At 62.8% G+C, this 13254-nt stretch carries 18 protein-coding genes; 15 read left to right on the plus strand and 3 right to left on the minus strand.

Annotated elements, in window-relative coordinates; translation table 11 throughout:
• The coding region (locus HMPREF2617_RS05915) for an enoyl-CoA hydratase/isomerase family protein (RefSeq protein WP_210400824.1) at positions 1-309 on the minus strand (309 nt) is incomplete at its 3' end.
• A 40-nt stretch (positions 310-349) separates the two neighbouring features.
• Between HMPREF2617_RS05915 and HMPREF2617_RS05920 the strand changes: the two genes are divergently transcribed.
• The 3 genes from HMPREF2617_RS05920 to HMPREF2617_RS05930 all read left to right on the plus strand — a co-directional run bounded on the left by HMPREF2617_RS05920 (position 350) and on the right by HMPREF2617_RS05930 (position 2441).
• Positions 350-1132 carry an HAD family hydrolase gene (locus tag HMPREF2617_RS05920; RefSeq protein ID WP_070840307.1) on the plus strand — a complete coding sequence of 261 codons (783 nt, stop codon included), beginning with the start codon at positions 350-352 and terminating at the stop codon, positions 1130-1132.
• Positions 1129-1710: a DNA-3-methyladenine glycosylase gene (locus HMPREF2617_RS05925; RefSeq protein ID WP_070451841.1), complete on the plus strand. Its 582-nt coding sequence runs from the start codon at positions 1129-1131 to the stop codon at positions 1708-1710. Before HMPREF2617_RS05920 ends, HMPREF2617_RS05925 begins: the two co-directional genes overlap by 4 nt.
• Positions 1711-1793: 83 nt before the next feature.
• Positions 1794-2441, plus strand: a complete 648-nt coding sequence (locus tag HMPREF2617_RS05930; protein ID WP_070828941.1) for a biliverdin-producing heme oxygenase — start codon at positions 1794-1796, stop codon at positions 2439-2441.
• Positions 2442-2451: 10 nt separating this feature from the next.
• Here the strand turns inward: HMPREF2617_RS05930 and HMPREF2617_RS11890 are convergent, their stop codons facing one another.
• The gene (locus HMPREF2617_RS11890) at positions 2452-2697 is read right to left on the minus strand and encodes a hypothetical protein (protein ID WP_141739394.1); all 246 of its coding nucleotides are present in this window, start codon (positions 2695-2697) and stop codon (positions 2452-2454) included.
• 127 nt (positions 2698-2824) lie between these two features.
• Here HMPREF2617_RS11890 and HMPREF2617_RS05940 point away from each other — a divergent pair, with 127 nt between their 5' ends.
• The 8 genes from HMPREF2617_RS05940 (at position 2825) to HMPREF2617_RS05970 (ending at position 7457) form a co-directional block, all read left to right on the plus strand.
• On the plus strand, positions 2825-3451 hold the full coding sequence (locus HMPREF2617_RS05940; protein WP_070451807.1) for a hypothetical protein: 627 nt from the start codon (positions 2825-2827) through the stop codon (positions 3449-3451).
• 2 nt (positions 3452-3453) lie between these two features.
• Positions 3454-3741 carry a hypothetical protein gene (locus HMPREF2617_RS05945; protein WP_070451804.1) on the plus strand — a complete coding sequence of 96 codons (288 nt, stop codon included), beginning with the start codon at positions 3454-3456 and terminating at the stop codon, positions 3739-3741.
• 41 nt (positions 3742-3782) lie between these two features.
• Entirely contained in the window at positions 3783-4256 is a 474-nt protein-coding gene (locus HMPREF2617_RS05950) for a hypothetical protein (RefSeq protein ID WP_070451801.1), read from the plus strand.
• A 12-nt stretch (positions 4257-4268) separates the two neighbouring features.
• A complete protein-coding gene (locus tag HMPREF2617_RS05955) occupies positions 4269-4505 on the plus strand; it encodes a DDE-type integrase/transposase/recombinase (protein WP_070451797.1) in 237 nt (78 codons plus the stop codon).
• Positions 4506-4622: 117 nt separating this feature from the next.
• Positions 4623-4757: a hypothetical protein gene (locus tag HMPREF2617_RS12370; RefSeq protein WP_256381226.1), complete on the plus strand. Its 135-nt coding sequence runs from the start codon at positions 4623-4625 to the stop codon at positions 4755-4757.
• Positions 4758-4815: 58 nt separating this feature from the next.
• Positions 4816-5451 (plus strand): ABC transporter ATP-binding protein, encoded by a 636-nt coding sequence (locus tag HMPREF2617_RS05960; RefSeq protein WP_371326405.1) that lies wholly within the window; start codon positions 4816-4818, stop codon positions 5449-5451.
• Between the two features lie 91 nt (positions 5452-5542).
• Positions 5543-6358, plus strand: coding sequence for an HtaA domain-containing protein (locus HMPREF2617_RS05965; protein WP_070451790.1), 816 nt, complete (start codon positions 5543-5545; stop codon positions 6356-6358).
• A 334-nt stretch (positions 6359-6692) separates the two neighbouring features.
• Positions 6693-7457, plus strand: coding sequence for an HtaA domain-containing protein (locus HMPREF2617_RS05970; protein WP_070840308.1), 765 nt, complete (start codon positions 6693-6695; stop codon positions 7455-7457).
• Here HMPREF2617_RS05970 and ppk2 read toward each other — a convergent pair whose 3' ends face one another.
• On the minus strand, positions 7458-8309 hold the full coding sequence (gene ppk2 / locus HMPREF2617_RS05975; RefSeq protein ID WP_070421270.1) for a polyphosphate kinase 2: 852 nt from the start codon (positions 8307-8309) through the stop codon (positions 7458-7460).
• A gap of 156 nt (positions 8310-8465) precedes the next feature.
• On the opposite strand from ppk2, the gene HMPREF2617_RS05980 reads away from it, so the two are divergent.
• The 4 genes from HMPREF2617_RS05980 to HMPREF2617_RS05995 are packed head-to-tail and all read left to right on the plus strand — an operon-like array spanning position 8466 to position 13228.
• Positions 8466-9107 carry a GntR family transcriptional regulator gene (locus tag HMPREF2617_RS05980; protein ID WP_070421271.1) on the plus strand — a complete coding sequence of 214 codons (642 nt, stop codon included), beginning with the start codon at positions 8466-8468 and terminating at the stop codon, positions 9105-9107.
• A gap of 55 nt (positions 9108-9162) precedes the next feature.
• Positions 9163-9918, plus strand: coding sequence for a LamB/YcsF family protein (locus tag HMPREF2617_RS05985; protein WP_070840309.1), 756 nt, complete (start codon positions 9163-9165; stop codon positions 9916-9918).
• Entirely contained in the window at positions 9915-11462 is a 1548-nt protein-coding gene (locus tag HMPREF2617_RS05990) for a 5-oxoprolinase subunit B/C family protein (protein WP_070840310.1), read from the plus strand. Before HMPREF2617_RS05985 ends, HMPREF2617_RS05990 begins: the two co-directional genes overlap by 4 nt.
• Positions 11463-11491: 29 nt before the next feature.
• On the plus strand, positions 11492-13228 hold the full coding sequence (locus tag HMPREF2617_RS05995; protein ID WP_070840311.1) for an acetyl/propionyl/methylcrotonyl-CoA carboxylase subunit alpha: 1737 nt from the start codon (positions 11492-11494) through the stop codon (positions 13226-13228).
• Positions 13229-13254 lie beyond the last annotated feature (26 nt).

The raw sequence follows: 13254 nt of genomic DNA on the forward strand, positions 1-13254 counted from the left end.
GATGTACGGCTTGGGGTAGTTCGCAATGTCTAAGTTCATGGCGTACTCGTCGGCAAAAAACGCATCGACCTCTTCCAGACGTCCCTCGAGGACACCTTCACGTGCGGCACGGACGTCGCCGCCGGAGCAAAAGTGCTTACCAGAGGACTGGATGACAACTTGGGTGACGGTGTCGTCGTCACGCCAGCGCTTCAGCGTTTCGTCGATGGCGCGTGCCATCTCCGGGTTCAGAGAATTCAGGGCCTTGGGGCGGTCGAGGGTGATCACCCCGGTCGTGCCGCGTACTTCGGTCTTCACAAACTCAGTCATGTCGCCCAGTGTTCCACATCACACCGGTATGGTGTGGGCAATGCAGACGCCACGACTGATCGCACTCGACATGGACGGCACCCTCCTCACCCCGCAAGGCCAGGTGCCCAAGCGCTTTTGGCAGCTTGACGACGACGCCACCGCCCAGTCCGTCACCCTCACCCCCGCCTCCGGCCGCCAACTGGCAACACTGCAACGCATGTTCCCCGCATGCGAGACGTTCATCGCCGAAAACGGCGCGGTGGTGTGGCACGGCGGCGAGGTCGTCTCCACCACCGACCTGCCCCTGGATGCTGCCCGCAACCTCATCGCAGCGCTTCCCGACGCACCATTTCCCGCCCACACCGTCATCTGTGCACCAGAAGTGGCCACCACCCTCCCGCTGCCACCGGCCATCGACGCCGAGGTAGACAAGTACTACGCCTCCCGCACAACACTGGCGGCGCTCGGCGACCACCCCACCCCCGTGATCAAAATCGCCCTCTACGTCGAAACCGACGCCGAACGCGACGCCCTGCCCTGGGTCCGCAAACACGCCCCCGAGCTGCGCGCTGTAGTCAGCGGCAAACACTGGCTAGACATCATGCACCCAGACGCCGACAAAGGACAGGCACTCGAAGCGCTCGCCGACACGCTGGACATCCCCCTTGCACAGACCGCAGCATTCGGCGACTTCCTCAACGACTACGGCATGCTTCGCGCCGCCGGCTACGCCGTCGCCATGGAAAACGCACACCCCGACCTCAAAGCGATCGCGGACGAGGTGATTGGGTCAAATGGGGACGAGGCGGTCGTCGATAAGCTTGCGCAATGGCTGAAATGATCGACTTCACCCAACCCGCCGACATCGTCGCACCGCAGTTGCTGGGGTGCCTCATCACCCACAACGGGGTGACTGTGCGCCTGACCGAAGTCGAGGCATACCTCGGCGACGACGACCCCGCCGCCCACACCCACAACGGCAAAACCGCCCGCAACGCCGCCATGTTCGGCCCACCCGGCAGACTGTACGTCTACCTCTCCTACGGCATCCACCACAACAGCAACATCGTCTGCGCGCCCGAAGGCATCGGCCAAGGCTGCCTCATGCGCGGCGGCGAAATCATCACCGGCGAAGCACTCGCCCGCCAGCGACGCCAACGCCCCGACCGTGCCATAATCCCGTTTGAAAACCTCGCACGCGGACCAGGCAACCTCGGCCAAGCTCTCGGACTGGGGTTAGGCGACAACGGCACCCCGGTGGAGATCACCCCGCGCACGCAGGAGCCGGAGTGGGTCGCAGGACCCCGCATCGGGATCTCCAAAAACAAAGACGCCCCGTGGCGGTTCTGGATCCCCGGCGACAAGACCGTATCCACACCACGCGGGCGCCCGAAGCGGATCAACCTTTTGGGTGATTGATTGAAGGTTAGGCTTACCTATATCCTCAATCTGTAACTAAGGGTAACCTACCCTTCATTCCTAGATTGGAGAAGCAGATGACCATGGCCGCCCCCACTGACCAGCGACTGTCGGCCGCACTCAAAGACCAGACCGCCACTGCGCACTCCAGCGCCGAGAATTCCCCCTTCATGTCGAGGCTTGGAAAAGGCGAGCTGGACCGGGCGGCCGTAGCAGAGCTGACAGTGCAGTACTTCCACATCTATTCGGCACTCGAAGATGCGGTGCGCCGCGCCGCTTCCCACCCCGCGGTGGCGCAGATCGCCGACGAGCGCCTCGAGCGCGTGCCCGCCCTCGAAGCCGATCTCACCGCCATGCTCGGCGCCGGCTGGAAGGAAACCACCGCCCCACTCGATGCCACGAGGCGCTACGTTGCCGAACTCGAGGCGCTCACCCCGGACTCTGGCCCGGAGGTCATCGCCCACCACTACGTGCGCTACCTCGGCGACATTGCCGGCGGACAGGTGCTCGCACGCGTGTTCCAGAACGCGTACGCACTGCCCGACGAGGCATTGCACTTCTACGACTTCTCCGCGGTAGGCAAGATCCCGCACTACCGCGCGCACTACAAGGCAGCGCTCGACGCGATGCAGCTTGACGACGAAGAGCGCGCACGAATCATCTCCACCGCCCAGCACGTTTTCGACCTGAACCAGGCGGTGTTCCAGGACCTTTCGGCCCACGCCGGCTAGGCCGGGCGCGCTAACGCCTGTCGACGTAGGCGATCGCACCCCAGATCGCCCCAGCCGCCACGAGCGCAGTGAGCACTCCGCCAGTGAGCGTGAACTGCGCTGGCACCAGAAACAGCACGAGCACCGCCAAGCAAACGATCAAACCCCAAGCCACCGCGAGGACGATCCCCGCGCGTTTGCCCAGTCGAGCACCGGCATCGCGGCCCTTGTGCGAGGGCAGTGACGACAGCCCGAGAACCGCGGCCACCAACGCCACGCTCGCAGGGAACGCCCCCCAGATGTTTCCGGTGCCGCCCCGAACGCGATCACACCTGTGATCAAGGCGATCAGGGCCCCTTAGTGCCAGGGTGGTTGTGAACAACGAACCGTAGGAGGTTTTGTTCATGACCGATTCTCAGTTGCCTCAGTCGGTGCCGTCGGTGTTGACGTCGCCATCGGCTGTTGAGGTCCCCGTGGCTGCCCGGAAGGTCAAGTCTCAGACGTCGCGTGAGGAGGTTGAGGAGATTTTGGCGATGCCGCCGCGTGTGCTGGCGGCGGGGGAAGTGCTCGATGAGGAGACGTTGGTATCGCTTGAGGCGGTGGCGTTCGTGTTTTCCCCGTTCCGCGAGACCGGTTCTGGCAGTTGGTTTCATCCAGCGCAGCAGCGGCAGATGATCACGATTTACAACCTGTTGCCCTATGGCACGAAGGGCCTGTGGTGTGCGCGGCAGGGGATCCAATACTTCAATCTCAAGCGTTGGGCCCGCGCATTGCAGAAATCGAAAACCACTGATGACGGCCTCGACGGTACCGAGCGTGCCAAACGCTTGGCGGATGCTGCCTATCTGGGAAAACCTAGTGCGGAATACATCCGTGAGGTGGTCGTCGAGTACGGGTTAGTACCGCATGGCCAGAAAGAAGCTTGGTTGGTTGCGCATGGACTTGCTGCCCATACCGTGCGACGCTGGACAGCAATGGTGGCGGACGGTGATCTGCCAACACGCACAAGGCCAAGGGGGGTGGAGCGTTGACGATGGATGAATGCGCTGAAATTCAGCAGCTGCGCAAGGAAATCTCCGCGCTAACGCAGGATAAACGCAAGCTTGAACTCGACGCGAAACGTCGGGAAGAAGCAATGCAGAGTGCCCTGGATAAGGCGACGGAAAGGGCAGAGCGGGCTGAGTTGGCCACTGATGTGTTGGGAAAAGCTGTAACGTCCATGCCAGGAGCACCTGGCGTGGACTCAGACGCGGAGGAAAAGTCCTCACCGGCGCCCAACAACGCCTCTACGAGCAAGGACGCCAAGCGGAAGAAACGCTGATCAATCAGCTTGTTTCCGTCGGTTACTCCAAAACGAAGGCGATGGGAATTATCGGTGTGTCGCGCAGCCGGGTCTTCTACGAAACTCATCCGCGCCCGCGCACCGACAACCCGATCCCGTATCACCAACGCCGGATCAGCCGGCTGCCGGATGCCACTGTCAAACGCATCGTAGAAATGCTGGACGACAATCCGCATTGCGGGGTGGACCAGGTGTTTTACGCCACGTTGAACAACGGGATCTATCTGGCGAGTCTGCGCAGCTTTTACCGGGTGGCCAAAGCGCACGGCAAACTGTTGCACCAACGCCACAACACCAAAGCCAGACAAGCCAAACGCCGCCACGACGCCGCGCCGCCGCATGTGCACGCCACCGCCCCCGGACAAGTGTTGTGCTGGGATATTACGTTTTTGCCTGGCCGGTGCTACGGGCAAACCTTCGCGTTGCACATGGTGATCGATCTGTACTCGCGTGCCATCGTCGGGTTCGTCGTCGCAGAACGAGAAAACAGCTAACTTGCAGCAGCGATGTTCGCCGACATCTTCACTCGTTTTCCTGATGTGCACACCGTGCACTCCGACAACGGTGCTGCGATGACCAGCAAACGACTCGGTAAACTCTTCGCCGAACATGGTGTGGCCCGCTCGTTGAACCGGCCGCATACCAGCAACGACAACCCACACGCCGAGTCGGTGTTTCACACCCTCAAGACCAGGACGTACTATCCGAAAACCTTTACCACGCTGGGTGAAGCAGACGCCTAGGTCAGCGCTTGGGCGCCGGTCTATAACACCACCCCACACAGCGGGATCAACTACTACCCACCACAAGCAGTCCTCGACGGTACCTGGATAAACCTGCAACGCAAGCGAGAAGAAGGGATGCGAACCGCACTGAGCGAAGGCGCCATCGCACAACTACCGGACACCAAAGCTGGCACAGACCTTCCGGCAGAAGTCAGCATCATCCGTACCAACACCCAAACCGCCCAAACCCCACACCCCATCACGATCTAACACCCAGACCCGTTCACAACCACTTGACACAAAGCGCGACATTCAGCTCGCGCACGGAGTGGTCGAGGTGGCGGGCAAGGATGCGTCGGAAAGCACAGCCTCCGAACTCGCGCGCACGCGCGCTGTCATGCTCCAAGACGTCAGCGTGGCGTTTTCCTTCCTCGTGCGCGATGTCGTCGAAATGGGCCGCCACCCCTGGGGCCGTGGGCCGGACGATGCGGCGATCGTGGATGCGGCGCTCGACGCGACGGGGATCACCCACCTACAGGACCGCGAGATTGTGACGCTGTCCGGCGGAGAGCGAGCCCGCGCAGCCTTCGCGCGGGTGCTCACGCAGCAAACGCAGGTCGTGCTTCTCGACGAACCCACGGCCGCCATGGATGTCCACTTCCAAGAACAAACGATGGGAGCCGTTCGCGCGCTTGCCCGCCACGGCGTGACAGTCATCGTCGTGTTGCACGATCTGCAGCTCGCGGCGCGATATTGCGACCGCGTCGTGTGTCTTAAGGCGGGCGAGGTAACAGCGGCAGGCTCCGTTGACGAGGTGTACGACGACGCGATTCTCAGCTCCGTCTACGACTGGCCCATCACTGTGCTACGGAGCGGCGGGCGGATCTTTGTGGCGCCCGACGAGGCGAGCGAACCAGCCTCCGGGCTCTGGTGTCCTACCCCGACTACCCCCAATCCATTGTAAAAGTTAGGCATACCTTGCTAAGGTAAGCCTGGCCTATTCAAATGGTGTAGCACCTACATCCGCCACACCAACTCACCGAAAGGCTTCATCAATGTCCCGCACCACCACCCTCGCGGCCATCACCGCCACGGCCATGATCTCGACTGCATTCGCCACCCCCGCTGCCTTCGCGGATGCGCCAACCATCGAGTCGGGAAATGCGCACTGGAACATCAAGGAATCGTTCCTGCGCTACGTGCAATCCCCGTTCGTCGCCAGCACCATCACAACCACGGAAGGCGCGGAGAAGGTGCTTCGCGACGGCAAGCTTGCTGACTTCGCACTTCCGGTCAATGCCGCCGACTCCGCCCTCGATGCCAACGGCAACGGCACCATTGACCTCGACGGCGCCATTTCGATCGAGGGCCACCACGGCGCTATGGACATCAAGATGTCCGACTTCAAGATTGTGGTCAACGGCACGAAGGGCGTCCTGCAGGCGGATTACGTGCGCAAGGGCGCAATGCCGGGCTCTGAGCCCACCACCGCCACCGGAGACGACAAGCCGATCGCAGAGTTCGAGGTCACAGATGCGCTGAAGCCCGGCAAGGACAACAAGTTGTCTGCGACGTTCACCCCGACCAAGCTGACCGAGTTCGGCGTCGACATCTTCGGCTCGAGCTACGAAGTCGGCAAGCCATTGGATGACTCGAAGGTCGACGTCGACCTCACATTCAAGGCACCGAAGGAGGAGATGAAGCCGGCTGACCCGAAGCCGACCGACCCGAAGCCGACCGATGAGGACGGCTCGAGCACCGGCGCAATCGTCGGCATTGTCATGGCGGTCATCGCAGTGCTGGGTGGCCTGGGCTTTGCGGCGACTCAGCCTTCGGTCCAGAAGCTGATTAACCAGTTCATGGGCAAGTAGCGTCCATGTGCAAGGCGCGATTGTCCACCGCGGTGGCGGTGGCGCTATTGCTTTGTCCTCCTGCCGTCGCTGAGAGCAAAACCGTGGAGAAAAGACACTCGCACGGAGATTTCATCGACGGAGGACGGCTCGCCGGCTACGCAAGTCACGCGGGCAATCGCACTGGCGATGGCTTTCACCGGTTTAGGGTTCGCGCTCGGCGCCCTCATACAGGGGGCCGCGTCAATCCTCGGCATCAAGCCTCCACAACTGCCCCAATTGGTGCGTTAAAACACTGTCCCCAGGGCCCGCCGTCCGGCGGGGCCCTCATTTGATTCGAAAAGGATTCGCCTCCATGCTCATCTCCCGAAACGCCGCTGCGGCGGGGTTCTCCGCGCTCTTGCTCACCACCGTGCTGGCAGTACCTGCCAGCGCGGCCGACAGCTCCTCGGCTGACCCCGACGAGGTCAGCGGCACATTTGTGTGGCCCATTTCCAGCGGTTTTCTACATCAGGCCGTCATCAAAGGCCAAGGTCGCGTGCTCACGGACGGGGGCGCGACGTGGAACCAGGAATCGCTTGAATTCTCCTTCCCGGTCACCTCCGCGACGCGGACCGGAAAGACGTGGACGTTCGCGCTCGACGGCTCAGCGCAGGTACAGGGATACAAGAATGCGGGTGGCTACGACGGCTGGGCCGTAGATGTGAAGTACTCGGACCTCAAGCTGAAGGTAGAGGGGGAAAACGCCACTTTGTACGGCGATTACCTCCTCGCCGGGGTCGCGAACAAGACGTACAAGCCAGTCGGTGCCAAGGGGGACGACGAGCCGCTGGTCACCTTCACACTCGGCAGCGAGATCACCCCGCCGAAACCAGTGGCAGAGCACAACCGGACAACGGTGTCGGACACCGGCATGGAGAAGTCCCTCAGGCACTACCCGAAGGGCACGTTGCTAAAAGACTCTGAAGTGGATCTCAACGTGACATTCGGGGCGACTGCTCTCAGCCCTGGGGCGATCGCGGGCATCGCCGTGGGCGTGCTCGCCGTACTTGGCGGTCTCGCCTACGCATCAACCCTTACCCCGGTCCGGGCGCTCCTTGCGCAGTGGCTGCCCCGGTAACTACTTTCTCTTTTTCTTCTTGCTGCCCTTGCCCACTTTGCGCTTCTCCAACTTGGCGGCGACATCGGGCACGTAGCGGAACTCGTCGCGAGGCGGACGCTCATAGTCCGTGATCGCCGGACGCTCGGGAATCTCTGGGAGGTCAGGCTCAATATGCTCATACGGAATCGTCGACAGCAAGTGCGAAATGACGTTAATGCGCGAACGCTTCTTGTCCTCGCTCTCCACCGTGTACCACGGCGCCGCCGGAATATCGGTGTGGACAAACATCTCATCCTTCGCGCGGGAGTACTCCTCCCACTTCGTAATGGACTCCAGATCCATCGGCGAAAGCTTCCACTGACGCAACGGGTCCTCGCGACGCGACTGGAAGCGCTTGTACTGCTCCTCATCCGAAACGGAGAACCAGTACTTGCGCAGCATGATGCCGTCCTCAACCAGCAGGCGCTCAAAGATCGGCACCTGGTGCAGGAAGCGGCGGTACTCCTCAGAGGTGGCAAAGCCCATCACGCGCTCGACGCCGGCACGGTTGTACCAGGAACGGTCAAAGATGACGATCTCGCCTGCCGTCGGCAGCTTCTCCACATAGCGCTGGAAGTACCACTGACCCGCCTCGCGGTCCGTCGGCTTCGGCAGCGCCTCCACACGGCACTGACGCGGGTTGAGGTACTGGGTGATGCGCTTAATTGCGGAGCCCTTGCCCGCAGCGTCACGCCCCTCCATAATGATCACAACACGCTCGCCGTTTTCGACGACCCACTGCTGCATCGCAACCAACTCAGCCTGGAGGCGCAGCAACTCCTGCTCATAGGCATCACGGGACAACTTCGGCGGCTTTTTAGCTTGGCTCATAGGTATAACCGTACTCACAGACAAAAACGACACAACAATTATCTCGCGAGGGAAGACATTGTTGAACAATCTATGGGCTATACTTCTCCCGAAACCTTTTCAATACCGTACCGGGTCACTCAAAAAGTCCCGGTAACGCTGACCTAAACGGATGCCATGCTTGCACATAACGTTTCCGCCGAAGTTCGCAGAGCGATTTCGCGCGGTGAGTTTATCCCCGGACAGAAGCTCAACGAGGTGGCCCTCGCTGACCGCTTCGGGGTATCTCGCAATACGCTGCGCGAAGCCTTCGCAATGTTGACCGCTGAAGGCCTGGTCGAGCGCATCCCCAACCGCGGTGTGTTCCTCGCGACCCCAACAGCGGAATTCATCACCGACACCTTCCGCGCACGTGCAGCAATCGAACCTGCTGCACTGCTATGGGGTACCGACCTGGACGTCGACCGCCTCGAGGAGCTCAACGCCGAAGGCCGCACCGCAATTGAGGAACAGGACGACGACCTGTTCATCGCTGTGAACCAGGCATTCCACCACGTCGTACTGTCCTCGATGGGTTCAAAGACCCTCGGCGACACCATGGACCAGCTCGACGCCTTCCTCCGCCTAGCCACCCTCCCAATTCTGGAGAAGGACCCCTCCTTCAACCGCCGTTTCATCGGCATTAATGAGCACATCGTGGAGCTGCTGCGTGCCGACGATCGCCAGGGCGCATCCGACTACCTCCAGCACCAACTGATTGAGCTGAGCACTGAAATCATCGAGATGATCGAGAAAATCAACAGCGGGCAGCTCATCTAGCCCCGCACCCCCCTTATGTTCGGGGTCACACTCGAACAGCGGTATAACTGGGGTCATGCATATCGACCTCAACGCCGACCTCGGTGAAACGACTGCGGGCAACCCGGTCGCAGACGATGCGGCGATGCTGCAGATGGTCTCCAGCGCAAACGTTGCGACCGGCTTCCACGCTGGAGACCCCCACTCCATAGCCGGAACGCTCAAAGACGCCGCAGCACATAACGTCACACTCGGCGCACACGTGGCATACAACGACCCCGTCGGTTTCGGCCGCCGATTCATGGACTACACGCCCGGCGAACTCGCCGACGAAACCCTCTACCAAATCGGCGCCCTCGACGCGCTTGCCCGCGTCCACGGCATGCGCGTGCGCTACGTCAAACCACACGGCGCGCTGTACAACACCATCGTCCACCACGAGGCCCACGCCAAAGCCGTCATCGACGGCATCAAAGCGTTCAGCCCCGACCTGGCCGTCATGCTGCTGCCAGGCGGTGTTGCCGTCGACATTGCAGAAAAAGCCGGCATGCGCGTCATCCGCGAAGCGTTCGCCGACCGCGGCTACAACCCCGACGGCACGCTGGTATCGCGCCGCGAACCCAACGCCGTCCTGCACGACCCAGCCGCCGTCGCCGAACGCGTCCTCCAGGTCGCCTCCACCGGCTCCGTCACCGCCATCGACGGCACCGAAGTCAAAGTGCAGGCCGAATCCGTCTGCGTCCACGGCGACTCCCCCGGCTCGGTCGAGCTGACACGCAGTGTCGTCGCTAAGCTTCGCGACGAAAACATCACGATCGCGAGCGTCCTATGACCCTCAGCATCAAACGGGTCGGCACCCGCGGCCTCATCGTCGACCTGCCCGACCTGGCCACGGTGATGAACTACTACGCCGCACTCACGGCAAGCCCGCTCGACCACCAAACCGACGTCGTTGCAGCCGCACGCACCGTACTGCTTACCTTCGACTCGCCCACCGCGACCACCAAGGCAATCGACACGCTGCAGACCTACAGTCCCGCAGCCGCCGAACACACCGAACCGCGCGACATCGCCATCGACGTGCTCTACAACGGCGAAGACCTCGCCCCGCTGGCCGAATCGCTCGGCATGAGCACCCACGAACTCATCGACTGGCACACCTCCACCACCTGGGTCGCAGCCTTCGGCGGATTCGCCCCAGGCTTCACCTACTGCGTCCCCGAAGACGCCACCCGCGCCCTGAGCATCCCGCGCCGCGACACCCCACGCACCGCCGTGCCCGCAGGCGCCGTAGCCCTGGCCGGAGAATTCTCCGCCGTCTACCCACGCACCTCCCCCGGCGGCTGGCAACTCATCGGCACCACCAACACTCCAATGTGGGACTCAACCGCCACCCCGCCCGCCCTCGTCGCCCCCGGCGACCGTGTGCACTACAGAGCAGTCGACGCACTTAACGACGACACCACCCTCGCCCGCCACCACCTCGCCACCCCACCACGCCGCCCCGTCTTCACACTCGACGACGCCGGGCTGCAAACCCTCTACCAAGACCTCGGCCGCCAAGGCAACGGCAACCTCGGCGTGACCACCTCCGGCTCCGCCGACCGCGCCTCCGCCCGCACCGCCAACGCAGCCGTAGGCAACAAACGAAACGCCACCCTGCTCGAAAACATCGGCGGGCTCACCATGACCGCACTGACCGAAACCGTCATCTGCGTCACCGGTGCCGACACGGACGTCACCGTCGGCGGAAGGCCCGTACTGCTGGCAACGCCGACGATTGTCCCGGCGGGTGCTGAGGTCGTCGTCAAGCAAGCGCGCCTCGGGTTCCGCACCTACATCGCAGTGCGCGGCGGGCTCATCGCCGACACCGAACTCAACTCCGCCGCAACCGACATGCTCTCCGGCCTCGGACCCAAACCACTCCACAGCGGCGACACCATCGCCATGTCCCTAGCCAAACCACAATCCGCCAACTCACTACTCACCAACCCCCTCCGTGTCGAACGCGACGGAACAGACGTCGTCGGGACCGTACGCTGCGTCCTCGGCCCCCGCGACGACTGGTTCAGCAACGACGCCGTCGAACGCTTCTTCAACACCACATTCACCGTCACCGCCGACTCCAACCGCGTCGGCCTCCGACTCGAATCCGACGTCCCCCTCACACGCGAACGCGAAGGCGAACTCCCCAGCGAAGGCATGGTCGCAGGCTCCATCCAAATCCCGCCCTCCGGCCAACCCGTCCTGTTCCTCCGCGACCACGCCGTCACCGGCGGATACCCCGTCATGGCAACCGTGATCAACGAAGACGTCGACATCGCCGCCCAACTCCCACCCGGCGCCAAACTCCGCTTCGAACGCTTTTCCCTCTAACGCACTTACGCCCCAGTTAGGACCCTGTAATGACTCTAAACGCAGTACTCATCGCCAACCGCGGCGAAATCGCCGTACGCATCGCACGCACCGCACGCGACCTCGGCATCCGCTCCATCGCCGTCTACTCCGAACCCGACACCGGGGCACTCCACACCCAAGTCGCCGACGAGGCCTACCTCCTACCCGGCAAAACCTCCGCCGAGACCTACATGAACATCCCGGCACTCATCGAAATCGCCCACCGCGCCGGCGCCGACTGCCTCCACCCCGGCTACGGATTCCTCTCCGAAAACGCCGACTTCGCCCGCACCGTCGAACAAGCCGGCCTCACATGGATCGGCCCATCGCCCGACGCCATCGAACTGCTCGGCGACAAACTCTCCGCCCGCGCGCTTGCCGTCGAAGCCAACGCCCCACTCGCACCCGGCACCGGCGAACCACTGGAAACGTGGGAGGAAGCGCGTGACTTCGCCGAAGAACACGGCATGCCAATCGCCATCAAGGCTGCATTCGGCGGCGGCGGTCGCGGCTTGAAAGTTGTCTTCGACGAAGCCGACATCGAAGAGGGCTTCGCATCCGCCGGACGTGAGGCACGCGAAGCGTTCGGCCGCGGCGAATGCTACGTAGAGAAGTTCCTCACCCACCCACGCCACGTCGAAGCGCAAGTGCTTGCCGACGCCCACGGCAACGTCGCCGTACTTGGCACCCGCGACTGCTCCACCCAGCGCCGCTTCCAAAAACTCATTGAAGAAGCCCCCGCGCCATTCCTGACCGACGAGCAACGCAACGCCATCGAAGAAGGCGCACGCGAGATCATCCGCAAGGCCAACTACCAGTCCGCCGGCACCGTCGAATACATCGTCTCCGAGGACGGCACCGTGTCGTTTTTGGAGGTCAACACGCGCGTGCAGGTCGAGCACCCCGTCACCGAGGCCGTCACGGGCGTGGACATCATCGCCGAGCAGTTCCGCATCGCCGACGGGCTGCCGCTGTCGTTCGTCTCCGGGGACTCGGTCGACCCACAGATCAACGGCCACGCCTTCGAATTCCGCATCAACGCGGAGGACGTCACCAACGGCTTCGCCCCGTCGCCGGGCACCGTGACGCGTTTCGACGCCCCCACCGGCCCCGGCGTACGCGTCGACACCGGCGTAATCACCGGCGGGCAGATCCCGCCCTACTACGACTCACTGATGGGCAAACTCATCATCTGGGGCCCGGACCGCGCCACCGCCCTGCGCCGCGCCGAGCAGTCTCTGTCCGAGTTCACCATCGAAGGCGTGCGCACCGTCATCCCGTTCCACCGCGACATGGTCGTCGCCCCGGAACTGACCGGCGACACCCTCGACGTCTACACCGACTGGGTGGACCACAACTACTCGCCGTCGCAGCGCCACAACAACGTGGACATCGAGCACATTTACGACGAACGCCGCAACGTCGTCGTCGAAATCGACGGCAAACTCCACACCATCGGCTTCCCCGTCGCCCTCCTCGGCACCGGCGGAGAAAACGCAGCCCCGGCCGAGGCTTCCACTCCGGCTTCTGATGCCGCGGGCGCCGTGACCACCAAGTACGAAGCCACCATCGTGGAGTGGCTCGTGGCTGACGGCGACGTTGTTGCCAAGGGCGACCCAATTGCCACGATCGAGGCCATGAAGATGGAATCCCAGATCAAGGCAACCCGCGACGGCCAGATCTCGCTGGCGGCTCAGCAGGGTGAGCGAGTCAAGGCGAACGCCACGATCGCGACGATCTCCTAGCCGAAGAGTTGGTCCATTGCCCCGCG

It is taken from the genome of Corynebacterium sp. HMSC070H05 (assembly GCF_001837615.1).
GTDB classification, from domain to species: Bacteria; Actinomycetota; Actinomycetes; order Mycobacteriales; family Mycobacteriaceae; genus Corynebacterium; species Corynebacterium coyleae.

Excerpts from the sequence above, each read along its gene's own strand:
- HMPREF2617_RS05930 (WP_070828941.1), top strand. The coding sequence starts at position 1,794 with ATGGCCGCCCCCACTGACCAGCGACTGTCGGCCGCACTCAAAGACCAG.
- HMPREF2617_RS05970 (WP_070840308.1), top strand. The coding sequence starts at position 6,693 with ATGCTCATCTCCCGAAACGCCGCTGCGGCGGGGTTCTCCGCGCTCTTG.
- HMPREF2617_RS05985 (WP_070840309.1), top strand. The coding sequence starts at position 9,163 with ATGCATATCGACCTCAACGCCGACCTCGGTGAAACGACTGCGGGCAAC.
- HMPREF2617_RS05980 (WP_070421271.1), top strand. The coding sequence starts at position 8,466 with ATGCTTGCACATAACGTTTCCGCCGAAGTTCGCAGAGCGATTTCGCGC.
- HMPREF2617_RS05950 (WP_070451801.1), top strand. The coding sequence starts at position 3,783 with ATGGGAATTATCGGTGTGTCGCGCAGCCGGGTCTTCTACGAAACTCAT.
- HMPREF2617_RS12370 (WP_256381226.1), top strand. The coding sequence starts at position 4,623 with ATGCGAACCGCACTGAGCGAAGGCGCCATCGCACAACTACCGGACACC.
- HMPREF2617_RS05995 (WP_070840311.1), top strand. The coding sequence starts at position 11,492 with ATGACTCTAAACGCAGTACTCATCGCCAACCGCGGCGAAATCGCCGTA.
- HMPREF2617_RS05965 (WP_070451790.1), top strand. The coding sequence starts at position 5,543 with ATGTCCCGCACCACCACCCTCGCGGCCATCACCGCCACGGCCATGATC.
- HMPREF2617_RS05990 (WP_070840310.1), top strand. The coding sequence starts at position 9,915 with ATGACCCTCAGCATCAAACGGGTCGGCACCCGCGGCCTCATCGTCGAC.
- HMPREF2617_RS05955 (WP_070451797.1), top strand. The coding sequence starts at position 4,269 with ATGTTCGCCGACATCTTCACTCGTTTTCCTGATGTGCACACCGTGCAC.
- HMPREF2617_RS05945 (WP_070451804.1), top strand. The coding sequence starts at position 3,454 with ATGGATGAATGCGCTGAAATTCAGCAGCTGCGCAAGGAAATCTCCGCG.
- ppk2 (WP_070421270.1), bottom strand. The coding sequence starts at position 8,309 with ATGAGCCAAGCTAAAAAGCCGCCGAAGTTGTCCCGTGATGCCTATGAG.
- HMPREF2617_RS05920 (WP_070840307.1), top strand. The coding sequence starts at position 350 with ATGCAGACGCCACGACTGATCGCACTCGACATGGACGGCACCCTCCTC.
- HMPREF2617_RS05925 (WP_070451841.1), top strand. The coding sequence starts at position 1,129 with ATGATCGACTTCACCCAACCCGCCGACATCGTCGCACCGCAGTTGCTG.
- HMPREF2617_RS05940 (WP_070451807.1), top strand. The coding sequence starts at position 2,825 with ATGACCGATTCTCAGTTGCCTCAGTCGGTGCCGTCGGTGTTGACGTCG.